Source organism: Rhizobium sp. SG_E_25_P2 (genome assembly GCF_029892285.1).
Classification (GTDB): Bacteria; Pseudomonadota; Alphaproteobacteria; order Rhizobiales; family Rhizobiaceae; genus Rhizobium_E.
In genome coordinates this window covers 87032-112018 of record NZ_JARXVM010000013.1, presented here as the reverse complement: position 1 = coordinate 112018, position 24987 = coordinate 87032, and the positions used below count along the sequence as shown (strand labels likewise).

At 58.5% G+C, this 24987-nt stretch carries 19 protein-coding genes; 11 read left to right on the top strand and 8 right to left on the bottom strand.

Features of this window, described 5'->3' with window-relative positions; genetic code table 11:
- Positions 1 to 102 precede the first annotated feature (102 nt).
- A complete protein-coding gene (locus M2360_RS18055; RefSeq protein ID WP_280776645.1) occupies positions 103 to 4863 on the top strand; it encodes an NACHT domain-containing protein in 4761 nt (1586 codons plus the stop codon).
- Between the two features lie 218 nt (positions 4864 to 5081).
- Here M2360_RS18055 and M2360_RS18050 read toward each other — a convergent pair whose 3' ends face one another.
- A complete protein-coding gene (locus tag M2360_RS18050) occupies positions 5082 to 6386 on the bottom strand; it encodes a DUF6602 domain-containing protein (RefSeq protein ID WP_280776644.1) in 1305 nt (434 codons plus the stop codon).
- 209 nt (positions 6387 to 6595) lie between these two features.
- On the opposite strand from M2360_RS18050, the gene M2360_RS18045 reads away from it, so the two are divergent.
- Positions 6596 to 8851 carry a P-loop NTPase fold protein gene (locus M2360_RS18045; protein WP_280776643.1) on the top strand — a complete coding sequence of 752 codons (2256 nt, stop codon included), beginning with the start codon at positions 6596 to 6598 and terminating at the stop codon, positions 8849 to 8851.
- A gap of 61 nt (positions 8852 to 8912) precedes the next feature.
- On the opposite strand, the gene M2360_RS18040 is transcribed toward M2360_RS18045, so the two are convergent.
- The 4 genes from M2360_RS18040 to M2360_RS18025 all read right to left on the bottom strand — a co-directional run bounded on the left by M2360_RS18040 (position 8913) and on the right by M2360_RS18025 (position 13583).
- Entirely contained in the window at positions 8913 to 9536 is a 624-nt protein-coding gene (locus M2360_RS18040; RefSeq protein WP_280776642.1) for a hypothetical protein, read from the bottom strand.
- Positions 9537 to 10197: 661 nt separating this feature from the next.
- A complete protein-coding gene (locus M2360_RS18035; RefSeq protein ID WP_280776641.1) occupies positions 10198 to 11850 on the bottom strand; it encodes a bifunctional 3-(3-hydroxy-phenyl)propionate/3-hydroxycinnamic acid hydroxylase in 1653 nt (550 codons plus the stop codon).
- The gene (locus tag M2360_RS18030; RefSeq protein WP_280776640.1) at positions 11850 to 12710 is read right to left on the bottom strand and encodes a fumarylacetoacetate hydrolase family protein; all 861 of its coding nucleotides are present in this window, start codon (positions 12708 to 12710) and stop codon (positions 11850 to 11852) included. The genes M2360_RS18035 and M2360_RS18030 overlap by 1 nt, the downstream gene beginning before the upstream one ends.
- Before the next feature lie 21 nt (positions 12711 to 12731).
- A complete protein-coding gene (locus M2360_RS18025) occupies positions 12732 to 13583 on the bottom strand; it encodes a VOC family protein (RefSeq protein WP_280776639.1) in 852 nt (283 codons plus the stop codon).
- 251 nt (positions 13584 to 13834) lie between these two features.
- Here M2360_RS18025 and M2360_RS18020 point away from each other — a divergent pair, with 251 nt between their 5' ends.
- Positions 13835 to 14572, top strand: a complete 738-nt coding sequence (locus tag M2360_RS18020; protein ID WP_280776638.1) for an IclR family transcriptional regulator C-terminal domain-containing protein — start codon at positions 13835 to 13837, stop codon at positions 14570 to 14572.
- 31 nt (positions 14573 to 14603) lie between these two features.
- Here the strand turns inward: M2360_RS18020 and M2360_RS18015 are convergent, their stop codons facing one another.
- Positions 14604 to 15206: a TetR/AcrR family transcriptional regulator gene (locus M2360_RS18015; RefSeq protein WP_280776637.1), complete on the bottom strand. Its 603-nt coding sequence runs from the start codon at positions 15204 to 15206 to the stop codon at positions 14604 to 14606.
- 93 nt (positions 15207 to 15299) lie between these two features.
- Between M2360_RS18015 and M2360_RS18010 the strand changes: the two genes are divergently transcribed.
- The 5 genes from M2360_RS18010 to M2360_RS17990 all read left to right on the top strand — a co-directional run bounded on the left by M2360_RS18010 (position 15300) and on the right by M2360_RS17990 (position 22071).
- On the top strand, positions 15300 to 16766 hold the full coding sequence (locus M2360_RS18010; RefSeq protein WP_280776636.1) for a carotenoid oxygenase family protein: 1467 nt from the start codon (positions 15300 to 15302) through the stop codon (positions 16764 to 16766).
- Between the two features lie 272 nt (positions 16767 to 17038).
- Positions 17039 to 18514 (top strand): aldehyde dehydrogenase family protein, encoded by a 1476-nt coding sequence (locus M2360_RS18005; protein WP_280776635.1) that lies wholly within the window; start codon positions 17039 to 17041, stop codon positions 18512 to 18514.
- 161 nt (positions 18515 to 18675) lie between these two features.
- Positions 18676 to 19899, top strand: coding sequence for an MFS transporter (locus M2360_RS18000; RefSeq protein ID WP_280776634.1), 1224 nt, complete (start codon positions 18676 to 18678; stop codon positions 19897 to 19899).
- Positions 19900 to 19920: 21 nt separating this feature from the next.
- Positions 19921 to 20946: a transporter gene (locus tag M2360_RS17995; protein ID WP_280776633.1), complete on the top strand. Its 1026-nt coding sequence runs from the start codon at positions 19921 to 19923 to the stop codon at positions 20944 to 20946.
- A gap of 111 nt (positions 20947 to 21057) precedes the next feature.
- On the top strand, positions 21058 to 22071 hold the full coding sequence (locus tag M2360_RS17990; protein ID WP_280776632.1) for an IS110 family transposase: 1014 nt from the start codon (positions 21058 to 21060) through the stop codon (positions 22069 to 22071).
- Between the two features lie 506 nt (positions 22072 to 22577).
- Here the strand turns inward: M2360_RS17990 and M2360_RS17985 are convergent.
- Both M2360_RS17985 and M2360_RS17980 read right to left on the bottom strand, forming a co-directional pair.
- Positions 22578 to 23249 carry an NnrU family protein gene (locus M2360_RS17985; protein WP_280776631.1) on the bottom strand — a complete coding sequence of 224 codons (672 nt, stop codon included), beginning with the start codon at positions 23247 to 23249 and terminating at the stop codon, positions 22578 to 22580.
- Between the two features lie 13 nt (positions 23250 to 23262).
- Positions 23263 to 23418, bottom strand: coding sequence for a hypothetical protein (locus M2360_RS17980; protein ID WP_170976445.1), 156 nt, complete (start codon positions 23416 to 23418; stop codon positions 23263 to 23265).
- A 116-nt stretch (positions 23419 to 23534) separates the two neighbouring features.
- Between M2360_RS17980 and M2360_RS17975 the strand changes: the two genes are divergently transcribed.
- From M2360_RS17975 to M2360_RS17965, 3 genes are all read left to right on the top strand, one after another.
- Positions 23535 to 24080 (top strand): cytochrome c oxidase subunit 3, encoded by a 546-nt coding sequence (locus M2360_RS17975; RefSeq protein ID WP_280776630.1) that lies wholly within the window; start codon positions 23535 to 23537, stop codon positions 24078 to 24080.
- Positions 24081 to 24084: 4 nt separating this feature from the next.
- Positions 24085 to 24369, top strand: a complete 285-nt coding sequence (locus M2360_RS17970; protein ID WP_182830168.1) for a cytochrome C oxidase subunit IV family protein — start codon at positions 24085 to 24087, stop codon at positions 24367 to 24369.
- 163 nt (positions 24370 to 24532) lie between these two features.
- Positions 24533 to 24985 carry a cytochrome c gene (locus tag M2360_RS17965; protein WP_137155601.1) on the top strand — a complete coding sequence of 151 codons (453 nt, stop codon included), beginning with the start codon at positions 24533 to 24535 and terminating at the stop codon, positions 24983 to 24985.
- The last annotated feature ends 2 nt before the right edge of the window (positions 24986 to 24987 follow it).

Below are 24987 nucleotides of genomic sequence, written 5' to 3'. Positions count from 1 at the left end.
GAGGTTACTGCCATCACTCGAGACCTCACCGCGCTATCTCAGACATCGTTGACAGCCCCGCCTAGCGGCACCTTCCCGTTGCCACCTGTTGAAACAGTGCAGATGACGCTCCCCTTTGGGGAACTTTCCTGGGAGAACTTCGAACGTCTCTGCTACCGACTTGCAATTAGGGACGGATCCTTTGATCACGTCGCCCGCTATGGTCGACAAGGGCAGCAACAAGAAGGCATCGACATCTTTGCGAGGCTTCCCGATCTAAGATACGTCGTATGGCAAGCGAAACGCTACAAGGCATTTGGACCTACACAACTCGCGAAGGCCGTGAATGTCTTTTTGGAAGGAGATTGGGTCGAGCGGACCGATAGTCTGGTGATCGCTGTTCAGGCTAATCTCGACGACACGGCAGTCCAGGACGAAATAGAGACACAGACCGGCGCCCTGCGAGCGAGGGGAATTTCCCTATCGGTTCTCGGTGGCGACAGTTTGGTTGATAAAATCCGGTCCCACCAGGACCTTGTTCTCTCATTTTTCGGGAGAAACTGGTTTTCGGCCTTCTATGGTGAACTTGCCGACACTCGGCTGATGACTAGCTTGGACGGCGAAGAGTTCGCGCGCGTGCGGGATCAGCTCTACCGCCTCTATACCGCTCGTTTCAGTGATCTGGACCCAGGAATGGTAGCCGCCGATTTCAGCGGACAGCAGTACGACCATCGATCGGTGCCGTTGCTTGAACGGTTTACGATGACAGATGTCTACATGCGTGAGCGTGTGGCTGGACCAATGATTGATAATTATTCCCCGTCGTCGCAGAGCAGTAACGAAAAGAGATCAGGAGAGAAAGCTCCCGCTGTCCGTGAAGAAGTAAGACGCATGGCGGTGGCCGATTGGTTTGCAGATGGCGAACATATGGCGGTCGTTGCAGATGCAGGTGCCGGCAAGAGTACGCTATTGCGAGCGCTTGCCTTGGATCTGCTTGGCTCCCAGACGATATTCGCCAAGGCCGCAGCGCGATGGGGTGAGCGACTCCCGGTGCTCGTGTCGTTCTCCAAATGGGCCCGACTTACCTCGGTCAAAGGCGACGAGATCGGGCTGAGAGACGTGATCGCGTCATCACTTCAGCCGCTCCTGACTGCGAATCTAGTGGATCTGATTAACAGGGCGATCGAGGAGAACAGGGTTCTTCTTATTGTTGATGGTCTGGACGAATGGGCGGACGAACAGGCAGCGCGCACAGCATTGCAGAGTTTCTTGGCTTTTGTGCAAGTCCACCAGGTGCCTACGGTTGCCTCCGGACGTCCACTCGGCCTGCGGAAGATTGGCTCATTGCCCCAAACCTGGAAGACCGGCCAGTTGGCGCCTTTATCGGCCATTCAGCAGAGGCAGCTTGCCCTCAGTTGGTTTTCGCATGTGACGGAAGAACTAGAGCTGGAGGATAAGGGCAATCCATCGCTTTTGCAGTGGCAGGCAGATCGCTTTCTGAATGAACTCCGTTCGGAACCTGCTCTTGGTGAACTCGCCCAGACACCCCTGCTATTCGTAGGGCTGCTCTTTCTCGCCCTTCGACGGGTCGCCTTGCCCAGAAATCGATCCGCAGCTCTCCGTTCCTTGATTGAGCTCCTGCTGGAGATTCACCCTGCTGCACGCGCAACTGCGGCGGGGGACGTCCGACCAAGGTTTCAGGCATCGCCGTCGCTTCGGCTACGACAGGGCGCACTGGCGGCGCTGGCCTTTGCGTCTCGCAAGGATGGCGGCGATGCTGGGTATCCCCGTGGTGAGGCCCGAAGCACGGTGCAAAACTACCTTGTTGATCAAGCTGGGCTTGACCCCACAAAGGCGGAGGCTGCAACCGACGAGCTTCTTGCCGTCAACGCAGAGACGGTTGGTCTTATCGTGGAAAAGGGCCCGGGCGAAATCGGCTTCGCTCATGCCAGCCTGGAAGAGTTCCTTTCGGCGCTTCATGTCCAGAGCTGGCCTCTGTCGAACCTGCTCGATTTCGTACGATCGGAAACGGGGAATCCGCGATGGAAGAATGTCCTCAGAAATCTCGTCGCTGTGAACGACAGGGCCAACGAAATCGATGAGATCGTTGAGGCCATCGAATCCGTTGATCTGGATCCGATCGGAAGTGCTAATCGGCGACAACTGCTGGCCGAGATCGCATTCAGCCCCTCGCCAATGAGGCCACAGACAGCGGTCCGGCTAGCTAAAGCGGTATTCAGAACTATCGAGGGTGGGGGAACGGGGTCAGAGAAGTCGGAACTCGCCCGCATCGCGGTCAATGGACTGAGTGATCCAACATTGTCGCCCTTAGTCGAACGCCGGATCGCAAGATGGGCGCCGCGCCGCGTCTCCTACACCGCCGACACCTATCAGGCGCTGGCCACATGGGATGCAGACGACGAAACCTTCGATGCGCTCGCAGACGGCCTGGGTGACGAGGATCGCTCCGGCGCGCGCGCAGCCGCGATGGCAATCGCCCGTCGCTTCGGCGGAGATGCTGCAAGACGACAGCAACTCGAAAAGCTGACTGGTAGCACTTCAAATATAGAAGTCGCCGCGTCAGCCATCATGGCGCTCGTCATGGGATGGCAGGAGATGGACTTCTCGACGCTGATCGAAAAGTCGATGGACAGCGGAAGCCCCTTGCTGGAAGCTGTTGCGATATGGTCAAGGGTTCGGCGCAAGCGACATACCGAATCCGATCGCGCGCGCTGCCTCAAACTGGTCGCCTTTTCGTCAATGCTTGATTTCCGGGATCAGGAGATCGCGCGCGAGGCGCTCTTTGAGGGCTGGAAAGATGACGATCTTGTCGTAGATCTAGCACTCGCGAGCCTCGACGGACGTCCGAAGGATATGCTCGACAAAACCTTCTCTGCATTTTACCTGACGCGCACGGCGCCGGGTAGACCCAATATAAAGTCATGGATACTTGATCAGCTCCAAAACGACCATCCCTTTGTGCTTCTGCGGGGACAGGAGTGGGACGGAATGGTCCCCTTTTGCGAAGCGGATTCTGAAATTCGAGAGGCGACCATCCGCGTCGTACTCGGTGGCGATCTTCTCCATCGAGGAAAAGATTTCTGGCCAATCGTTGCAAATGTGAAGGACGAGAGACTGCGCGACCACGCCATTGAAATGGTCCGCGGTTCCGACACTTTCGCACCGTATTGGAACCTCTTGCCGCTGCTTAGGGGTTGGGCGACAGACCCCGCTGTTTTGTCGCTCAAGAAAGAGGTCCTTGATTGGACCGACGAGCGGCTTGGTATGATCGTTGCGCTGTTGCCGGAGCTCTATGACAACGCCAAGGATGCTCGGACGAGGCTGTTAAGGATTGCAAAGGAATGCAGCACTTCCCGTATCGATCTTATCGTACATGCACTGGCGGATCTCGGCTGCGATGGCAGCGATGATGAGGCGACGCGGATCATCATGAACGCTGCCGGTGAAGTTCCGCTTCCCGCACGCGAGCCGGTTTTGCTTTACCTTGTGTTCAAAGATCATCCGCTTGTCGAGGCCGCCGCAAAAAGACGCCTTAATTTCCCCGATCCTCCTTTGTCGCTACTTGCCCGCGCATTTCCACGGGATCCCGCCATTAGAGAGCGCATTCTGTGTATAGCTCATTGCGCGCCAGTCGACGTTCGCGCCGTCATCGGTAGCGCAGCCACACTGGGCGCGGATCGTCATCCATCCCTTCACGAAGTCCTGAAAACTTACAGGGATGAAGTCGATTTTCCCCTTAAGGTCCAGCTATCGATCGACTATCATACCTTGGGCCGTGCTGAAGGTCTTTCAGGCCAACTCATACCGAGGCTGGTAACAGAACTCGAACGGCCTGATATCATGTTCGAAGATCAGCAGGCAGCAGCATTTGCGGGACTACTGATCCAAGGAGCGCCGGAGAAGCTCCTCGACGTCAAGCTCGGCCGCCAAAGGATCCTGTTATCTTCACTCGTCGGTGGGGGCACCAGTGCCGCGCTCTGTAGCTTGGTTATAAGTCGTTGGGAGGAGTTGAGGTCATCGCTTGGTCCGAGTTTCGTCGATAGACTTTCATCGGCCAGTGGGGATGAGGTCGCTTGGCATGCGCTTGCGCCATACGTCGCTAGCAACCCGTCCGCTAGTCAGGATTTTCTTGAATGGTGTCGGACTGCCAAGAGCCTCGGCCCATCTTCCCTGAAGGCACTTGCTGAACTTTATCCAGGAAATGATATCCTATATCGGCATGTGTGGAACGTCCTGGAAAATTCCGGGCATTACCGCGATTACGCTCCCGTCAACGTGGTGGCTGCTGCAGAAATCCTACGTGATCAGTTCCGCACAGACGATTCCATCGAAAAGATCCGCCGTTTATTCAGAGAGGACAACGACGTAGTCCGCGCGCTCCCACTCGCGATCGTTGCCCCGGGAGATCCGATGCTGAGAGATCGCCAGATTGCGATAATCGACATTGGAAAAGAGTACCACGACTGGCTTTCTGCTGTAGTTTTGTCTGCCCATCTTGATGATGCCGCTGAGTTTTGTCGAATCGTCTACGCAATGTCGGAGCGGAATGTCTATCCAGGCCGCCAAGGACAGGAGGGGATGACGAAGGCAATAGTAGAAAGGCTAGCGCGAGACGAACAGGCCGCTTCCATCTTGAATCAGAGCCTCCAAAGCCCGCTAAGTGCGAAGGCTTTTGCAGCTACCGCCATGGCACTAGTGGCGGCCGGCCTTCTTGATCCGGCTGGTCACATGATTTGTTACGGCAAAATGGTGGAGGAGCATAGACGCGACGGGCCACCGCTCGCTGTGCTTGATATCATGCGTGATGAAACAAAATCGTTCGCACACCTGCTAATGGATATCGTCCAGACGAGAGCACTCTAATTGTATAGCTTAGCCATTGATTCAGAAATGAATCGCTTGCGAACACGGGTTCGAATCCTATCAAGACCGCCTCATCGAAAAGGCGCGGAGACGAGAATTCTCACTCGGACCGATGCTTATGGCTCTACCGCGGCCCGTGGTAGCTCGCGCGGATCGCACAACAGGGCTGGCTTGAGGCCCGAACCTGCGTCGCGGGAACGTAGATCCGGGACTTCGCATCAGGCGCCTACAGAACCTTTGCGGTTCGCCATGTATTTGTCGAGCCAACGGGTTAATCGACCGGTGTTGTTGTCGGCCGCGACGAACCGGCCGTCGGGTAGCGCGACGACCTGACATTGTGAGGTCGTGAGTTGCAGCATATCCCCGTCGCGGGCGACAAGCGTTGTTCGGCAAAGTGCGTCGATAAATGCTTCCGGATCGTGCCCTTTGCCTCGAAGGAAATCCAGAAATTCCGGATCGGTTACACTTTGATCTTCGTTGCAGAGAATGGATATAACCACATTCTGATCAAGGTCGATCTCGACCGGTTCCCACTGATCGAAGTGTTCGCCTTTCAACTGGCGGGCGGAAAGGTTGTCTATCCGGTAGTTCCAGCCCCATTGATCTGAGGCGGGTTCGCGAGGTTGTGGTCGTCCGTCGATGAGCGGCGCCAGTCTCTCCAGCTCGAGATCTTCGCCAAAGATTGCAGCGACAGGCTCCTTATAGGAGATCCTGGTCCAGATAAGTTCAAGTATGAGGAACGTCGGGTTGACGTGGGAACTCGCCATGATCGGCCAGAAACCGTCTTTGCCGACCGGAGCGGACCACGGATGACCGCTGAGTTTCAGCAGGGACACACCGTCGCCAACGATCAGGTTCGGCAAGGAGGGCGGGCCGAAACCCTTCTTGTTCAGGTTTCCCTCCAGAAAGGATAGAAATCCCTTCCGCAAGCCCCTTTCCGTAGAATACCCACCATAGCCGAGGGCCACACGCAGGGGCGCGATCTGATCAGCCATAATGGTGTGCCAGATGAGGTGGTTCGCGCGGTTCTCCGCTCGCCATTCATTTCGTTCCGGGGCGACCAGCCCTGTGCATTCAGAATAAATTCGCCGAGACGCGCCCAGGTCGAAGCTGCCCGCGAGGCCAGGTGTTTGTATCCACGAGCTGAATATGTCCGAGACGCCGAGGAGTTGGTCGTGCGCGTCCGAGAGGTCAGATGCGAAAAGGTTCTTTTTGACCTCAAACACGACAAGGACGTCGCTCACATGCCACTGGAACAGACCATCGACGTAGGGGACATGGATGCCCTCACCCTGCACGAGCATACAGTCGATCTGGCCGCTTGAGTTGCCATTGCCATCGATTATGAAGCCGCTAACGATTTTAAGATCGAGTCCTTTCGGAATTGCCCTTGCCAGGATGTCCTTCGTGAGACCCTCGTACATTGCGCCGATCGTTGGAGCGTGGCGGATGTCACTCTTGTGGAGCCGTTCCGCTTCGGCTTGCCGAAGTCCCTCCAGCATTTCACCGATAGACCTGATCATTGAACGTCCTCTTGCCCTGCCATGCCGCTTTGGATTTCAATTAAGTTTTTACTAACTGTAAATCCAGTCGCTTAGTCCTTCCAGAAATGACCGTGGCTGATTGCATTTTGCGGCAGGACCGCATTGTTTCATGGTGATTCCGGACAGAAATCGGTTGGTACGGATGGAGCATACTCGCCTTTCGCCCGCAGCCCGTCCATTGTGGTTGAATGGACGCGAAAACTTTCAACGGCGATAGGCCGATCCAGTCACTAAATGAGGATCTGTTCGGCTTCGCGACACTTGCTGAACGCATTGCCGCATCTTTGACCTCGCAAGCCGCGAACAAAGGGTTTGTTTTCGGCCTCGAAGGCAAATGGGGATCCGGCAAATCCAGTCTGCTTGCGCTGACTTTGGCGCGGCTGCGGGAAATGAACCCGGCAAAGGTCGCAGCCATCGAATTCAGACCTTGGCTTATTGGTGATCGCGATCAACTGCTGACCGCGCTGTTCGACGAATTTGCCAAAGCGATCGCCGAGCTACAGAGCGCCCGCGGCGAGACAGGCGAGGCGACCAAGCGAGCGGCTGGCGACGTCGTTGAGCAGGTGCGGAGCTTTGCGCGGCATCTAGGACCAATCGGAAAGCTCGCGGGTGTCGCCGGATTGTTCGTTCCTGGAGCGTCTGCCGCCGGCGACATGCTGGAGAAGATTGCTGCGGCCGCATCCGAACAGACCGACGGACCATCGCTTGTTGCCCAAAAAGACAGATTGGCTTCTGCCCTGCTCGATCTCGATTGCCGGATTGTGGTTGCGATCGACGATGTCGACCGCCTCGAACCGGGAGAGGTTGCCGAGCTTTTACGGCTTGTCCGCTCCGTCGCGGATTTTCCGAATGTCTCCTATCTGCTTTGTTACGATGGGCTCACGCTTGCGCATGCAATAGAAAGCGGCACGGGCGTTTCCAGCGGGACAGCCTATCTGGAGAAAATAGTCCAGACCGAGGTGGCCGTACCGCGACCGGAATCCTTTGCGCTGCGACGTTGGTTTACCAAAGAGCTTGAGACCTTCATGAGCTGCGACGCCGCCCGGGTGTCGTCCCTGCAGCAGGTGATCGACGAAACTGGTGGTCGCGTCCTCAAAAATCCTCGCGCGGTTGTCCGCGCCCTGGACAGCCTGCGGGTCTTCTGGCCGAGCCTGGCCGGGCGCGTCGATACACCGGACCTCGTCTGGCTTCGGCTCATCGCCGTCGGATCGCCCAATCTCTTCCGTTGGGTGGAGGAGTATCTGGTCAATTTCGCGGCAGTAAGCAGTGGCCGTAGCCGCGTCACTGACGAAGAGCAGATTGTCCTGACGCAGGCAATGGATGCGGCATTGGAGAAGGATGGGCTAACGTGGAAGGCGCTGCAGTTCGAACTGGATCGGCATCTTCCCGGCATCGATCTCTACAATCTAGGGAAAGACAAGGACAGCCGGATTTTTGCTCAAGCCGATCGTCGTTTGTTGGCGCAGGCCGCTATAGAGAAGCGGCTCGCCAGTCCGAGCCATGCACGCATCTATTTCACCCTAATCGCTCCCGCAGATGGAGTTTCTGAAAGTGACATTTCGCGGCTGATCGAGGCGGCCGGGAGGGGGAGGGGCGAGGTTGCCGCGCTTCTTATAGAACTCGATGGGCTCAAGGGTGATGCGGGCGCCTCAAAGGCGGAGCGCCTGCTTGATCAAGTGCGCTTCACCTCGCACGAGACGGTGAAGACCTGGCCTATAGAAAATTTGATCCATGGCATAGTCGATGCGGCGGATGAGGTCGCAGAAGACAAATCGGGCCTCGAATGGGGCAGGCCTCATATCTGGTTCCTTATCGAGGCGGTCCTTAAGCAAATGAAGGTGGCGCTCGCACCGGCTCGGTATGATGCAGCACTTTACGCGGCATTTGAAACGGGTGCGTCGATCGGCTTCCTTACCGAGATCTTTAGGCAGGAAACATTCGGCCATGGCTACTATGGAGATAGGGCAGACCCCCACGATCGACTGATATCCGCCGATGGGTTCGAACCGGTTCGGATTTCGATGCTGAAGCGATACGAGGCTCTTCAGCTTGACGGCGTGGTAGCGAGCCCTCATGCCACCTCAATGCTCTACGCCTGGTCTCAAGGCGGGGCACGCGTTGATCTTATGCAAAAGGTTGCCGCGCGCGGGTCAAACGAAACCTGGCTCCTGCAGTTCCTGCAATTGCTTTACGGGCCAAGATCAACGCTTTCTCGCGGTGGGCTCGAGACGTTTTTCGCGTCCCCGGCATCAGTCGTGCGTCGCGTCGACGCCTTGGCGAAGAAGGGCAATCGACCAGCTGGCCGGATCATCGCCTCCCTTCTTGTCAACAGCAATGCGGATGAAGATGAGCTCGAAAACATTCTCACCGAATGGGAGACACCGTCTTCACCATCGGAAAGCTCAGGCCAAGCCGAGGGCAAGGCTACCGATCCGGGGGTCTAGAAATCTGGTCTTGGCGGGTGAATTTCTTTTGGGTCAAGTCGCGGCGACGCTGCGACGCGTCTTAAAACGGTGGATCGTTTACGGCTCCAGGCAAGCGATCAGCGCGACCCCAAAAGCGAAGACCAGCTCGAGTATAGTCCCGCAGATAATCGTCGGTGACAATGAGCAGGGCGCTGTCCGGGGAAGGGCCAGGATTGATGTCGACATAGGCGCCTGGATCTGATTGCCAAAGCCGGGGCGCTATCTGCCTGAGATCGGCACTCGTATCTCCATCTCCGTGGCGCACGATATTTGCGATCTTATGCCCTTCGGTCAGCACGTCCTGTATATCGCCGAGGTCGCTCATGTCGATTTCGGTCATGCAATCTGTTAGCAGCGCGGAAAAAGGTTGCCTTTGGACGTCCGGCTTCCGTGGCTGGACAAACAGGTGAACCGCCCATTGACGGAGCTGTCGTTCGAAGAGGGCGGAAAGTACCAGAATGAATGCCTTGGCGGCTTCGTTACGAGTATGGGCATTGACCTGTGCTTCGGCGCGATCGAGGCCGGCGGCGAGAGTGTCAAGATTTTCCAGTTCCCGCGGTTGTGGCACAGAAAGATTGGTCATGCTCGTCGCCACGACGCGCTCGTAGAGCCGGTGAAGGTTATTCTGAAACACTCGTGGCAAATGCTGTGCCGGGTCCATCATTGACTGATCCTAGCCCAGACGCGTCGGTCTGTTATCATGAAGAATCGGTGAGAGTTGGCGCCAACAACTGCAGCCCGAGTTAAGCGTCCATTTAGTGGAAAGCATGGTCGACGCAAACATCTTGCAACTTTCGCACTATTCGGGCTCCGACCGAGCCCTTACGCTCATCGACCACGCTCGTACCTGGCTTGAGCGATGATCAACCATGAGTTATGGACCCCGCCACCAGACCGAAATTTTGTTCCCGATTTGGCACTGCCGTAGGGCTAAAAAGAATATCAATATATTCATCCGGTTAGGACGCTAGGGCGACCGGTTTTAGGTTCGAATCCTTTCAAGGCGAAGGCACACCTTTGGAAGGAAATCGTCGCTTCTTGCTGCCATGGCCCATGCTTGTAGCGCCATAGATCCGACCCTGTAATGGAGATGGCGCAGGCTTGAACTCCATCGTCAAGGCACGGTGATACCGTACATGCCGAGCATGAAGATCGCGGTATGGACCAGCGCCAGAAATGGCACTCAACCGAGCGTCATCGATGCTATGCCCTGCGCCAACATGTCCGGTATCGCTTCGGTGGCCAGTCCCCGGCCCAGCAGCGTCAGTGCCAGACGCATCAATCGATTTTTATTGGTCATGTCATTCTCCTCCCAAGGTGAATGTTCATATGGCCTTCGACCGCAGTTCCTCTTCTGCGGGGAAGGTTGGCCTGCGCCGGTTTTCAGGCGGCGGCTCGGTCAAGCGGGCAATCATGGGGATCAGCCCGGCTATGGATCGCACTGGCTCCATCGCGGCGACATAGCGGTCGCGGCGCAACAGGAGTGCCGTGTCGAGGCAGTCACGGAACGGATTTTCCGAGAAGAAGCGGCTGCTGTCGCGAACTACGGGGAATGGAGCAGAAGCAGGGTTCGTCCATTCCGGCGTGAGGCCGATGACTGCGCAGCCTAGCTTTTGCAGGCGCTCCTGCATTTCGGTGTCGAGCCAGCGCTCGGGCGCTTCGGAAAAGACGAGCATGACGGGTCGATCGGGAAGCAGCGTGTCGAGCAAGACCTGCTGGCGACCGAAAGCGGTGACGAGTGGCTGGGGGATCATCCGGCCGATGGCCCCAGCGCCGGGAACCTTCGGTGCCGATCGGATCAATCCAGCCGAGAATTTCGGCTTCGGCTTGTATTTCATCTGGGCAAAGTAGTCTCGGGCAGGGCCATAGAGCCCGAGAAAACGGAAGCCCATGCGGATGAGCTTTCCCCGCGGGACGGATGCCGGCATCATGACTTTGCCCATGCGAAGCGCCAGCTCGATCATCGACCACGCATGCGGTTTGCGTTCGGCCTCATAGCTATCCAGGAGATCTTCCGGATCTGCCATTCTCAGCGCTTCATCCAGCTTCCAGGCGAGATTGTGTGCGTCGCGAAGGCCGCTGTTCATTCCCTGTCCGGCAAAGGGTGGTGTGAGATGTGCGGCATCGCCTGCCAGGAAGATGCGCCCCTGTCGCCAGCGGGCAGCTATCCGGGCGTGGAAGGTGTAGACCTTCTGACGGCGGATGGGCTCTTCGGCATCAGGGCCGACTTCGGCCAGAAGCCTGCGGGCGAAGCTCTCTTCCTCAGCCTCGTCTGAGGTTTCCCCGGGGTTGAGCTTGAATTCGTAGCGGCGGATGCCGCCTGGGCCGGGCAGGGTGATGACCGAGCGGCGCGGATCGCAGAACACTTCCGTGTGGAAGCAGCGATTGCGTGTGGAGTGCAGATCGACGATCAGCCAGGGTTCTCGGAAGGTCGAACCTTCGAGCGAAATGTTCAGTGCCTTGCGCACCGCGGATCGCCCGCCATCGGCGGCGACCATATAGCGGGCCCGCATTTTTCGTGTCTGCCCGCCTGTCGTGATCTCGACAAGCACATGGTCGCTGTTCTGGTGAAACGCTGACAACTCTGCCCCGAAGACGGGTGTCACGCTCGGGTGCCGCGTCAGGGCTTGTCGCAGTGTCGCTTCAAAGACCGGCTGTTCGAAGGCGTTGCGCTTGTCGAAGCCGTATTCCTTGACATGCGGCTTTACCTCGGCAAAACGGCGTCCGTCCGGGCCGAGATAGATCGAGCCGTATCCCTTCACCGTAATTGCGGCGATCGTCTCTGCCAGTCCGGCCGCCTGCAGCGCGCGCAAGGACTCGTCGTCGATCGAGACGGCGCGGGGTTCCTGCACCGTCGTTTCGTTGCGTTCGACGAGGGTGGTCCTGACGCCCATGGAACCGAGAAGGTTGGAGAGCAGAAGGCCTGTCGGACCTGCCCCGATCACAAGGACATCCGTCTCCTCCGGGATGCGCGCCATCACAAGAGGGCCGTTTCTGCGACGACGGTGTTGACCAGCCGGCCTAGTCGGCTGATTTCGACTTCGATCACGTCGCCCACCTTCATGTAGACCGGTGGCTCGCGGCGGTCACCGACGCCGCCGGGGGTACCGGTCAGAATTACATCGCCGGCGGAGAGCGGGGTGTAGCTGGAGATATAGGCAATGAGCCGCTCCACGGGGAAGATCAGGTCCGCCAGCGTCGCATCCTGCATGACCACGCCGTTCAGGCGTGTCTGGATGGTCAGGCGGCTGTAATCTCCAACCTCATCAGGCGTGACCATGAAGGGGCCGAACCCGCCGGTGCCGGGAAAGGTCTTGCCGGGGCCAAACTGGTGGGTGTGGCGCTGCCAGTCTCTGATGGTGCCATCATTGTAACACGCGTAGCCCGCGACGTGCTCCAGTGCCTGCTCTTCGGGGATGCAGCGTCCGCCACGGCCGATGATGACCGCCATCTCGCCCTCGAAATCGAGCTTCTCCGACACGGCAGGCAGCAGCATCGGTTGCCCATGGGCAATCTGGCTGTCGGCATAACGCGTGAACATGGTCGGATGCTTGTTGTCGGGCCGCTTCGTCTCGGCGCGGTGCGTCTCGTAGTTGAGGCCGACGCAGAGGATCTTTCCCGCATCCGGCACGACAGGCAGCAACGTGACATCCGAGAGCGCAAAGTCCGCAGGTCTTCCCCGTGCGAAGCTTGCTGCCGCCTGAAGCATGTCGGCTGCAATCAAGGCCTTGAGACTTGCCAATCCGGGGGCAAGCCGTTCCGTCAGATCGACGATGCCGTCATCCGCCAGAATGCCGAAGCCGCATTTCCCAAGCCGCACAAAACTGATGAATTTCATGGTCTCTCTCCCTGTTACCGCTCAGGATCGCAGAATTGCGTTGCCCCACTTGTTCAGCGTCCGGGGATGCTGTGGCCAGTCGATGACGTCGCGATCGTAGATCGTCTCCAGTTCAGCCGAGATCTCGATCCAGTTGCCGTCGGGATCGGTGTAGAAGACGAAGAGATTGTTGCCGGGCCCATGACGCCCCGGACCCCAGGTCAAGAGCACGCCGTTGGCTGCGAAGCGGTCGCAGAACTTCTTGATGTTGTCGAAGGTGCCAGCTTCATATGAGTGGTGATCGACGCCCGTGCGGTCCGACTTGAAGCAGGCGATCGTGTGATGCTCGCTGTTCGTCGTCGTGAAGACGGTGGCCAGATCGCCATTGTCGTGAATGACGCGGTCAGACAGGAAGAAGCCGAGCTTGTCGACATAGAATTCCTTGAAGCCGGCGAGGTCCTGCGTGGCAAACGTCAGGTGTTGTGTCGGCGCATGGATGCCTTCGACGGCAGGTCGATAGGAGATGGTCGGCTTACGGGCTACCCCGAAGCAGATCAGATGGCCGTCATTGTCGCGGACGCCAAAAGCGCCATCGGCGAAATAGGGCGAAACGCTCGGAAGAATGGGAACGCCGTTTGCAATGGCGCGTTGCCGCATGCCTTCCAAGACCTCTGTATTGCTGCAGGCAAGACCCGCATAGGCAAGTTTCTTGTTTTCGCCCTTGATGGCCACGAAGTGACGGAGTGGGCCTTCGCACCGGAATTCATCCGGCGAGACTTCACTCACCTGCATGTCCATGTTGGCCGCATAAAACTGAGCCAGCCGCTGAGGATCTTCACTCTCGAAAGCGACGTGATGCAGGTAGGCGCCGGCGTGAACCGCAAAATTACTCATATGGATCCTCCACTGATTGTTTTACGATATAATTGCCATAATACAAAAATTTGCAAGATGCTTAATTCAATAAATTATCGAATACCGATAAAAAATATAATCCTGAGCGGTGGCAATTCCTGCGGACTATCAGTCTCGCGCAGTTCAGTGGCCTGCGATTACGAGCTGCGATATTTATCGCCATCCGGTAAGCGGTTGCAGCGGTCGGGATCTTTTTGCTACGACGTGGCAGCACGGCCTGGAGAATGCCCATGATGGGAATTACGCGTTACATTCGTATCCTGAAGCTCTTTGACGCGGATAAACCAAACTGGACGGTTGCTGAAATGGCGGAGGCGCTGGAGACTTCGGCCAGCACCTTGTATCGGCTCGTCCGGGAGATGGTTGCGGTAGAGCTGCTCGAGAGCACGGTGGAATCGCGGTATCGGCTCGGTCCGATGTTCGTCGAATACTACCGTCGGATCACGATGACCGATCCGCTGATCCGCTCAGGCGCGAAGTTCTTGGGTCCTCTCGCCGAGCAGGCGAGCATTCCCTGCGTGACCATTCTGGCACGACTGTATGGCAAGGATGTCATGTGCGTGGCGGAGCATCGCGGGCAGAATGCTCATTTCAAGACCAGCTACGAACTCGGTCGTCCCATGCCCCTGCTGCGGGGCGCAACGTCTCGGGCGGTCTTGTCAAACCTGACAAAACGGAACCTGATGTCGCTCCTCAACGAGGAGCTCGGCGCGGATGCTGACCGCAAAGGTCAGTTGACCTCGGAGCTGGCAAGCCTGCGCAAGCTCGGTATTTGCGAAACCCGTGGTGAAGTCGATCAGGATCTCGTCGGGATATCCGCACCCCTTCGAAATGCGTCGCTCGGGATCAGCGCTTCGGTTTCGGTCATCGTGGAGGCTCGCCTGCTGAACGACGACCTACGCCCTCGGATCTACGCAGCCGTCACTGCGACCGGCCGGATGATTGAAAGCTTCATGGCTGAAGTCTAGACCCACAGCGGAACCGAGTAGGCCCGTGCATTCAGGGGCGATGGCTCTTCAGAAAGATGGCGCAGGCTGGCTCGACGTTCTCCAAGATTTCGGCCTCGGTTGCTTCGCTCCGGATCCCCCACAGGCACTGCTCGAATAAGCGCGCTTCGCAAAGCGATTTGAACCGCCACGCTTCCGCAATTGGGTCTTCGATCGGGAGTTCGCCCGTTTCTGCAGCCTGTTGCAGGGTCGACGCGATTACGCCGATCACGCTCTTCGGGCCGTTGTCGTAAAAGATCCTGCCGAGCTCGGGGAAGCGAGCGGCCTCGGCTATCACCAGCCGGTTGACCGACATGATTTCGCTGGAGAGCAGGAGCCGCAGGTAGCGACAGCCAAGTGCAACGAGTCTTGCCTCTATGCCGTTCGGCTGATCTTCGAGGGCGATGAATTCCTGCCATCGTTGCTGTCCCGCGCTGACGACAAAAGCGGCAAACACCTCCTCCTTGGATGAGAAGTAGCCATAGAGCGTGCCTTTCGAGCCGCCGACAGCTGCGGCGATCGTTGCCATGGAGACGGTGCCATAGCCTTGCGAGAGAAACAGTTCGCCGGCGATGGTGATGATTTCGTTTTTCTTTTTTTCGGTCTTTACGCGCATGGCGCCTTATAACCGTAAAGGTCCGTACTGTTAAGTTGACTGATCGCAATTCTCATAATAGTACTTATGTGTACGGTTATGAGGAGGTAATCGATGACCAGACTTTTCCCAGCGACTGCGGACTTCACGGGTGGACTCTACAAACCTGCGCGGTTTGAGGGCGAGATTTATGACCTTGAGGTCGATGGTACCGTGCCGGACGAGATTGATGGCACCTTCTTCCAGGTGGCTCCGGATCCGCAATATCCGCCGATGCTTGGCGACGACATCTTCTTCAATGGCGACGGTGCAATCACCGCTTTCACCTTCAAGAATGGGCATGTCGACTTCAAGCGACGCTATGTGATGACGGAGCGCCTCAAGGCGCAGCGGGCGGCCAGAGCCTCGCTTCACGGTATCTATCGCAATCGCTACACAAACGATCCGAGCGTCCGCGAACTGAACAACAGCACGGCAAACACCAATGTCGTCGTGCATGGCGGCAAGCTTCTGGCGCTGAAGGAAGACAGTGCGCCCTATGCGCTTGATCCCGTGACAATGGAAACGATCGGGTTGTGGGACTTCAATGGCCAGCTGACCAGCGCGACCTTTACCGCCCATCCTAAAATCGATCCCGCCAATGGAGATCTGCTCTGTTTTGGCTACGAGGCCAGGGGCGACGCGACGCCCGACATCGTCTACTACGAGATCGATTCCTCCGGTCGGAAGAAGCGCGAGACATGGATCGTCGCGCCCTATGCGGCGATGATTCACGATTTCGCGGTGACCGAAAACTACGTGATCTTTCCGTTGATGCCGCTGACCTCAGATCTTGATCGCATGAAGAATGGTGGGCGGCATTTCGAATGGCAGCCAGGGCTCGACCAGCTGTTCGGTGTGCTTCGCCGCGACGGTGACGGCCGGGATGTCCGGTGGTTCAAGGCGCCGAACGGCTTCCAGGGGCATACGCTCAACGCTTTTGATGACCGTGGCCGTATTTTTATCGACATGCCGATTACCAGCGGCAACATCTTCTATTTCTTCCCCCAGGCAGACGGGACTGTACCACCGCCGGAAACGCTGGCGTCTAACATGATGCGTCTGACCATCGATATGAATTCCACCGCGAATGGTCTGGACATGGCGCCCCTGACGCGGTTCCCTTGCGAATTCCCGCGGAGTGACGACCGCTATATGGGCCGGCATTACAGCCATGGCTTCGTCATCGCCATGGACCCGAGCAAGCCCTTCAATGAGGCGCAGATCGGGCCGCGTCCGTTTCAGTTCTTCAATCAGCTGGCGCATATCAATGTTTCGACGGGGCGGATCAAGACGTGGTTTGCGGATGATCAGTCCTGCTTCCAGGAGCCGATCTTTGTCCCCAAAAGTGCCGATGCGGCCGAAGGGGAGGGGTATGTCATCGCCCTTCGCAACCGATTGCTGGAGCAGGCGACCGACCTGTTGATCCTCGATGCGCAGCACCTGGATGAGGGCCCAATCGCCACGGTGAAGCTGCCGATCCGGCTGCGTATGTCGCTGCATGGGAACTGGGTGCCAAGCTTAGCTGTGCGGGCCGGCTAAAATCCGCATAACCCGATTTCGCTCTGATGGACGCGTAACCCCGCAGGCAGTGGCTTGCGGGGTTGAAAGGCATTGCTGCCGCCATAAAGTATGAACGCAGAGTAGAATATATCCAAATTATCATTTTACGATAATTTCAGCTTGACGATCTGCAAATTTGTAGATTAGGTTTTGGTCTATGAGGAGGCGCGTCTGTCGCTGTGCCCATCCGCACCGAGGGATAATCGGTGACGGAGCGGGCGATGCCGGATGCCGCGATAGGAGACCAAGCCGTGCAGCATCCAGTCGATCATTACGTCTTCGTCCCGCGTCCCTATGACGGGTTCACCGGGCAGTTCATTGCCGGTCGTTGGCTTGCCGGCACAGCGGGTAAGACCGTTATCGACCGGAACCCCTATGATGGTTCGGTGCTTGCGGAGATCGCCCAGGCAAGCATCAGCGATCTCGACCAGGCCTTCGATGCCGCTTATCGCGCCCAGGTCGAATGGGCCTTCACGCTGCCGTCGGAACGCGCCGCCCTGTTCTTTAGGGCCGTCGCCATTCTCGATGCGCGCAAGGACGAAATCATTCAATGGCTGATCCGTGAATCCGGGAGCACGCGCATCAAGGCTGGCGCCGAATTGGGGGCGGTACGCGCCGGCATGCTGGAGGCGGCTACCATGCCGGCGGCTGCCCAGGGACACATCATTCCTGTCGACAAGCCCCGCAAGGAAGCGCGGGTCTACAAGAAGCCTGTCGGCGTCGTCGGCGTCATCAGCCCATGGAATTTTCCGCTGCATCTCTCCAACCGCTCGGTGGCACCAGCGCTCGCACTCGGCAATGCCGTCGTGCTGAAGCCGTCGAACGACACGCCGGTCACGGGCGGATTGCTTCTGGCTAAAATCTACGAAGAGGCTGGCCTGCCGGCGGGTGTTCTCAACGTTGTGGTTGGCAGTTCCGACGTGATCGGGGACGCATTCTCGCGTCATCCCGTGCCGCGCGTGCTGACGTTTACGGGTTCCACGCCGGTCGGCCGCCACATCGCCCGCGTGGCAGCTGAATCGTCACTGCTGAAGCGCGTCGGGCTAGAGCTCGGCGGCAATGCGCCTCTCGTTGTGCTGGATGATGCCGATCTGGAAAAGGCAGTTGGGGCCGCGCTGATCGGACGCTTCATGCATCAGGGCCAGATCTGCATGAGCACCAACCGCATCATCGTCGATGCATCCCTCTATGACCGGTTTGTCGAGGCTTACACAGAGGCTGCAAAGGCCGTGAAGTTCGGCGATCCGAACGAGCCGGACACGCTGGTTGGGCCGCTCTGCAACGATAGCCAGGTGCGCAGCGTTGTGAGGAGCATCGCGCTTGCCCGCGAAAGTGGCTTCCGGGAATGCCTATCCGGTACAATCGAGGGCCGCATCGTGCCTCCGCATGTCTTTGCGGACGTCGACAATGGTTCCGAGTTCGCCCGTAACGAGATCTTCGGACCCGTCGCACCGATCATCCGGGCGGCGAATGAAGCCGAGGCTCTCGCCTTTGCCAATGATACGGAATTCGGCTTGTCCAGCGCCGTGTTCACCCGCGACGAGGCAAGGGGCCTCGCCTTTGCCCAGCGCATCGAGGCGGGCATGACGCATATCAACGACATCACCATCCACGACTATCCGCATGTGATGTTCGGGGGTGAGAAAAACTCGGGGCTCGGCCGCTTCAACGGGAAGTGGATCATCGAAGAATTCACCACGGATCATTTCATATCGATCCAGCGGTAACGGCACTGGCGCTGCTCGAGGAGGGGCGCGCCATTCGATTTTGAATGCAGGCATGCCTCCGGTCGGGTTGGACCGGTGGATGGATCATATCAGCAAAATCAAGGGAGCCACGGCACGTCTCGCGCGTGATCGCCGACGTGTGCCTGGAGGAGGAGGATGAAATGCAAACTATGACAGCGGGTACCCGTCACGGGCTGCTGCTGGTGGCGGCCGCATGGCTCGCCCCGATCGGGTCGACCCTATTCGCGCCCGTCTTGCCACACATGATCGAGCATTTCGCTGATGTGCCGCACGCGTCCTTGCTGGCGCCGCTTGCGCTGGTCACGCCCGCTCTTTTCGTGGCGCTGCTCGCGCCTGTTGCCGGTTTGCTCACCGACCGTTTCGGCCGGCGGAGCGTGCTGGTCTGGGCGCTCGGGCTTTATGCCGCCGCTGGCATTGCACCGTTCTGGCTCGACAATCTCCACGCCATCATCGCAACCCGCGCGGTCGTCGGCATCGCCGAGGCGGGCGTGATGACGGCGAGCACAGCGCTGATCTGCGATTATTTCACGGGACAGCGGCGGGCTCACTGGCTTTCGGTGCAGTTCGGTTCCGCAGCCCTCGTGGCGACGGTTTGCTTCGTCCTGGCTGGGTTTCTCGGCAACTACAACTGGCGGGCGCCCTTCCTCGTTTACGGCGCAACGGCGCTTTTCATTCCGCTGATCCTGGCGATCATCTTCGAGCCGGCACGTGGTGCCGTGGGCAAAGCTGCCGAGTCCGATGTTGCCGACGGCATTCGGAGCATCGTCGATCTTCGCTTTGTCGGCACGCTCTCGGCGACGTTGATCTGCGGTGCGCTGTTCTACATCACGCCCGTGCATATCTCGCTGGTCCTCAGCGAACGCGGCTATTCCGACCCCAGCATGCTGGGGCTTGCCAGCGCCATGGGATCCGTCGGTGTCGTCGCAGGCGCCGCACTCTTTCGCTTTCAGTCAAGGCGTCCGGTCGGGGCACTGCTCGCCGGTGCCATGCTGACGCAAGCGGTAGGCTTTGCCGTTCTCTACACCCAGTCGTCGCTGGCCGGGGGTGTCGTGGGCATGTTCATCAACAATGTCGGGTGCGGCATTTCCCTGCCGCTCGTGCTGGCCTTCACCATGAGCAACTTGCCGGAAGGCTATCGTGGCCGTGTCTCCGGTCTGTGGACGTCGATGTTCTTCATCGGCCAGTTCGTCTGCCCGATCGTGGTTGCCGGTGTGGCGGCACTTGGTGGCGGCATGGTCGCCGCGATGGCGGTCTTTGCCGGGTTCACGGCGCTGTGCGGGCTGCTTCTGCTGGCCGGATTTGCCTTTGGCCGAGCGCTTCGAGAGCCCGCCACGACGGGCAGCCCGGTCGTTCCGGTGCATTGAAATCATCAAAGGGGGACTGAAATGAACAAATCGATTTCGAATGGCAGGCTGGCATGGCTCGCGCTTGCTGGGCTGACCTTTCTGCCAGACAATGGCGCACAGGCCGCAGAATTCTACCAGACGGTGACACCTGGGGCGACGTCCGACATCAGGGCTGCCGAACTCCCGCCGGAGCCGGGCTTCTACGCAATCGGTGGGCTGTGGGGTAACCGACGGGATCGCCTTAGCGACGCTCATGGTGACGCGAAGTTTTCGGATACGGACGAGCAACTTCTTCAAGGCCAATTGGGTGGGCTTTATGTCTATCCGGGCGAGCTGTTCGGCGGTCGGATGGCCTCGTCGCTGATCTTCGCTTACGGCAAGCACGATATGACGATCACCGACACCTTGCCTGTGGATCTGAGCAGCAAGCATACGGGTCTTTTCGACGCCTATTCCGACCTCTTCTTCTGGTCGAAGAGCTGGTATGATGGTCCGCCGCCGGCAGCAGAAGGGCAGCCAAAGCCAACGGCCGATTTCGTGCCTCCGATGCCAGTGGGGTTCACGCTTGGCCTCGGCCTCGGCGTGACCATCCCGATCGGAAGCTACGACAACACGGCTGTCGGGAATCCGGGCTTCAACAGCTGGGTTCTGTCGCCGAATGTCGCCTTCACCTACCGGACGAAACCGATCTTCCTGGACGCGACCGAATTCTCCGGAAGGGTGTTCTACAACCACAATTTCGAACGGGAGGATGCGACGGGTGGCTTCACTTACCGTGACGGCGACTATCTGTCCGCCGACTTCGCGGTCACGGAGCGCTACGATCGTTTCCAATTCGGCCTCGCCGGCAATGTCCGCTGGCAGATCGAGGATGATACCGGCTCACTTGCCGTCCCCGCAGAGGACGGCCAAAGACACAAATCAATCCGGCTCGGGCCAATCCTCGCTGTGGATTTTCCTGACCAGCGCACGACGGTTTCGATCAAATACCTGAGCGATGTGTACAGCCGAAACGCATTCGATGGTGATTACTTGCAACTCAGCTTCATACGGAAGATCTGGTAATGCTGTGATTATACGGATAAAACTGAACTGATGGGGTGGATGCCCCCTCCGGCCGGCATCGGAGTATGATGCCTGTCCAGCGCCACGGTGGCGCTCACGGAGGAAAGGCAGATGACACAGGTGCATATCCTTGCGATCGACCTTGCAAAGCGGAGCTTCCAGGTCTGTGGCGCGGATCGCGGCGGTGCGGTTCTATTCAACCGGTTACTGTCCCGGGCTCGATTGCAGCAGTTTCTAAGTGAGCAGTCGCCGTGCATCGTGGCGATGGAAGCGTGTGCCACAAGTCACTTCTGGGGACGGTTCGCGCGTAGTCGCGGCCACGACGTACGGCTGATACCGCCAATCTATGTGAAGCCGTTCGTCAAACGCCAGAAGAATGACGCCGCCGATGCAGCCGCGATTGCGGAGGCCGCGCTACGTCCGAACATGCACTACGTCGCGGTCAAGAGCGCCGAGCATCAGGCGCGCGCAGTAGCATTCCGCACCCACCAGTGCTTTGTGCGCCAGCGCACCCAGCTCATCAATGCCCTGCGCGGCCATCTGGCAGAGTTCGGAATAGTCGTTGCCCAAGGCCCTGCCAATCTCGGTGCGGTTCCAGGCATACTGGCTGATGAGGCTGCTGATCTGCCGGATAGCGTTCGAGTAATCGGCCAGCTCTACCTGGATCAGATCGGGCTGCTCAGCGAAAAGGTCGACGAACTGAGCCTGAAGCTTCGCGAGACCACGAAGTCGAATGAAGACATGCAACGTCTCTGCACTGTTCCTGGCGTAGGGCCGGTGACCGCCGGCGCGATCCTTGCCTTCGCACCCGATCTTCGTGCTTTCAAGAGCGGTCGAAACTTTGCCGCCTGGCTCGGCCTCGTTCCAAGACAGCACTCGACGGGTGGAAAGACCCGTCTGGGCGGTGTCAGCAAAATGGGACAAACCGATATTCGCAGATTACTGATCGTAGGGGCCATGAGCCTTATTCGATGGATCGTCCGCAAGGGTGTGCTTCCAGATAATTGGCTCGGCCACATTCTTGGTCGGAAACCTAGAATGGTCGCCGCCGTCGCACTCGCCAACAAGATGGCGCGCATTATATGGGCGATGATGACAAGGGAGCAGAATTACAGGATGGCGTGACCCGCTGCCTCCATTGGGCGGCAATGCGGAAAATGCCTGGGGTGATGAGCCCCGGTGAGAAGATCGACTGACGGAACGATGCGGAAAGGACTTCAATGTTCAGAACGGGGTAAGCCAGTCCCGGGGCTCGAGCCAACCAAGCTCTCTGAACCGATGTGGACCCTGTTCTTCGAACTGCATCCCGGCCCGTGGCTACTTCAGGCCACATTATGAGGCCTGACAAACGACCGATAGAATTCCTCGTCCGCAGACAGTCGTTAGAAAATTCTTCTTGCCAAACCGGGGGCATCCACACACGAGCGCCGGGTGGAGTTGCCAATAGCTCTCGGCAAAGCGACGCAGGTGGTAAACTAGAAGCAGACATCCAGCGAGCTTGCGACGAGATGGTCGCCGATCGTGGTCTTGTGCGCCTCGTAGGCCATGTGGTTAGGAACCTCATCCTGGCGGCGACATGACCCCTTGTTGATACGGCGGGAAAGTTTTTACGTCGCCCGAGCAGCTCAAACTCAACCTGTCGCCATCGCCATTGGATCGACACCGAGGGCCGCCAGATGGCCGCCTTCCAGTAGAAGCGCGGCTGTAAGCGCGGTGAGAGCGAATGCCAACCGGGCCAGCGCGTCCCAGCGGAGGTTGAAAGGATTGCGAAATACACAGGAGGTGCCCTCCGAGACGGTATTCCAACGAGCGCCGAAACGTTTGCGGCTGCGGCCTTCCTGAATAGCAACGCCGCCTAGCGAAAACAGCGCAAAACCGCCGAACAGCAGCAGCGACCGCAGATCGCCATTCGGCGCGATATGGCCGATGGCCCAGACGAAAAAACCCCAGAGCACCGGATGGCGGGTGAGCCTGACGACAGCGCCGATTTTTTCCGTCTGTCGCCTCAGCGTAACCGAGAAAGGATTAGGGCTGATCAGTCCTGCGATGACCAGGAATAGGCCGACCGGAGCCAGCAGGAAGGTGATCCAGGCCTGCCAGGGCGCGGGCTCCCAAAGCTCGATATAATCCGTCTGCAGCGCCTCGTAGAACAGCCAGCCGAGAACCAGCGTCGAGACGACCGAATAGGCGATGAGGTAGGCCCTGCGCCCCATTTTTTCGATCAGCCGACCGCGCAGGGCAGGGATCGCCGGGACCGAATGCAGCGCGATGAAGACGGAGAACGCGATGAGAAGGCGGATCATGGCGGCCGCAACCCTATTGCTGAAAGAACAGCACGCCCGCGATCACGACAGACGCCATCACCGCGACCGTCGTGCTGTAGCGCTGCAGCACGCCCATTCTGTAAAGCGCGATTGAAAACCCGATGATCACAGGCGTCGCCACCATAAGTCCCGTCTGCGCATCCGTCATGGTCAAATCTCCGTTTCTCGTTCTATCCGCCGTTGAAGCCGCCTGCTCTTTGTCAAAGAGCAAAGAAGAGAAAATTTCGCCACGCTACCCCGGATCGACGAAACGGAGAGACGGCGATGGCGGCGATCATAGACAGCACTGCAGTGGAAGACGAAGGTGGAGACCTCATTCTTTGGATTTTGGTATGGAGCGAGCTTGCGGCCTTCGGCGTGTTGCTTGGCGGTTTCCTGGTGATGTCGTTTCTGCATCCGGAGGATTTCGGCGTCGCCAAGCTCCATATGGACACGCGGCTCGCCAGTCTCAACACGCTGGTCTTACTTGCAAGCGGCTGGCGTGCGGCGGCGGCGGTGCGGGCCAACACCGAACTGGGTCGCAAGATCGGTCTGTGGTCGGCGGCTTTTCTCGGCCTCGTCTTCGCCGCGATCAAGGCTTGGGAATATCGGGGCGATCTGCATTTCGCAGGCGAAGCGAGCTTCAACGCTTTCTTCGAACTCTATTTCCTCATCACCGGCTTCCATCTCGCCCATGTCGTCTTTCTGAGCTTGATCATGTTGCTGGTGGCGCGGCGGCCGCAGCCGGGCAATGTCGCCCTTGTCGCCACGCTCTGGCACGCGGTCGATCTCGTCTGGCTCGTCATTTTTCCCATCGTCTATCTCGGGTGATTTCATGCGCAATATGCAAACGCGCTGGCTGTTCGGCTGCGCCATCTGGCTTTTCCTCATCGCTATCACAGCTTCGCTGATCGTCTCGCAATGGAAACACGAGACGTTGCCGCTCTGGGCGCTCGCCGCCGTGATCGGGCTGACGATCATCAAGGCGCGGATCGTCATTCTCGATTTCATGGGACTGCGCGGGGAGAGGCCGCGACTGGCCGCGGCGCTGATCGCCTGGCCCGCGCTGTTCACAGCGCTCGCGGCCGCCAAAGCCGCCATTCCCTTTTTCCTGAGCTGACGCGGAGGCCCTTCGGGGCCTCTCATTTTTGGCGTCAGATTTATTTGCCTTTCGACAAAGAAGGCGCGCGCCTCTTCCGGCATCCCTAAACTCAGAGGCTGGCGCGCCGGCCTCCGCATCATCCGATCCCGCGCCTTGTCCGCGGGAAGCGAGAGGGACAGACATGTCGGACTATTTGACCAAAACAGGAGCGCGGAACGTCTTCTACGGCGGCTCGGCCTTCTTCTTCGCCATCTTCATCGGGCTGACCGCTCACAGCCACTACTACATGCGCACCACCTCGACAGACGAAAGCACGCTCACCTCTGCGGTCGAGCGGGGCAAGCGGGTCTGGGAGAAGAACGCCTGCATCAACTGCCACACGCTGCTCGGCGAAGGCGCCTATTTCGCCCCCGAGCTCGGCAATGTCTGGACCCGCATGGGTGGCGACGATGATGTTGAGACAACGCGCGAGACCTTCAAGGCCTGGATGGCTGCCCAGCCTTCGGGCATCGAGGGTCGTCGTCAGATGCCGCAGTTCCATCTCAACGATCAGGAACTCAACGATCTCTCCGAATTCCTGCGCTGGACCAGCAAGATCAAGACCCAGAAATGGCCGCCCAACGAGGCCGGTTGAAA

Coding starts and splice junctions, on each gene's coding strand:
- M2360_RS18030 (WP_280776640.1), bottom strand. CDS start 12,710: ATGAAATTCATCAGTTTTGTGCGGCTTGGGAAATGCGGCTTCGGCATT.
- M2360_RS18000 (WP_280776634.1), top strand. CDS start 18,676: ATGCAAACTATGACAGCGGGTACCCGTCACGGGCTGCTGCTGGTGGCG.
- M2360_RS18010 (WP_280776636.1), top strand. CDS start 15,300: ATGACCAGACTTTTCCCAGCGACTGCGGACTTCACGGGTGGACTCTAC.
- M2360_RS18025 (WP_280776639.1), bottom strand. CDS start 13,583: ATGAGTAATTTTGCGGTTCACGCCGGCGCCTACCTGCATCACGTCGCT.
- M2360_RS17995 (WP_280776633.1), top strand. CDS start 19,921: ATGAACAAATCGATTTCGAATGGCAGGCTGGCATGGCTCGCGCTTGCT.
- M2360_RS17990 (WP_280776632.1), top strand. CDS start 21,058: ATGACACAGGTGCATATCCTTGCGATCGACCTTGCAAAGCGGAGCTTC.
- M2360_RS18020 (WP_280776638.1), top strand. CDS start 13,835: ATGATGGGAATTACGCGTTACATTCGTATCCTGAAGCTCTTTGACGCG.
- M2360_RS17975 (WP_280776630.1), top strand. CDS start 23,535: ATGGCGGCGATCATAGACAGCACTGCAGTGGAAGACGAAGGTGGAGAC.
- M2360_RS17970 (WP_182830168.1), top strand. CDS start 24,085: ATGCGCAATATGCAAACGCGCTGGCTGTTCGGCTGCGCCATCTGGCTT.
- M2360_RS18055 (WP_280776645.1), top strand. CDS start 103: ATGACGCTCCCCTTTGGGGAACTTTCCTGGGAGAACTTCGAACGTCTC.
- M2360_RS18035 (WP_280776641.1), bottom strand. CDS start 11,850: ATGGCGCGCATCCCGGAGGAGACGGATGTCCTTGTGATCGGGGCAGGT.
- M2360_RS18045 (WP_280776643.1), top strand. CDS start 6,596: ATGGACGCGAAAACTTTCAACGGCGATAGGCCGATCCAGTCACTAAAT.
- M2360_RS17980 (WP_170976445.1), bottom strand. CDS start 23,418: ATGACGGATGCGCAGACGGGACTTATGGTGGCGACGCCTGTGATCATC.
- M2360_RS17985 (WP_280776631.1), bottom strand. CDS start 23,249: ATGATCCGCCTTCTCATCGCGTTCTCCGTCTTCATCGCGCTGCATTCG.
- M2360_RS18050 (WP_280776644.1), bottom strand. CDS start 6,386: ATGATCAGGTCTATCGGTGAAATGCTGGAGGGACTTCGGCAAGCCGAA.
- M2360_RS18015 (WP_280776637.1), bottom strand. CDS start 15,206: ATGCGCGTAAAGACCGAAAAAAAGAAAAACGAAATCATCACCATCGCC.
- M2360_RS18040 (WP_280776642.1), bottom strand. CDS start 9,536: ATGATGGACCCGGCACAGCATTTGCCACGAGTGTTTCAGAATAACCTT.
- M2360_RS17965 (WP_137155601.1), top strand. CDS start 24,533: ATGTCGGACTATTTGACCAAAACAGGAGCGCGGAACGTCTTCTACGGC.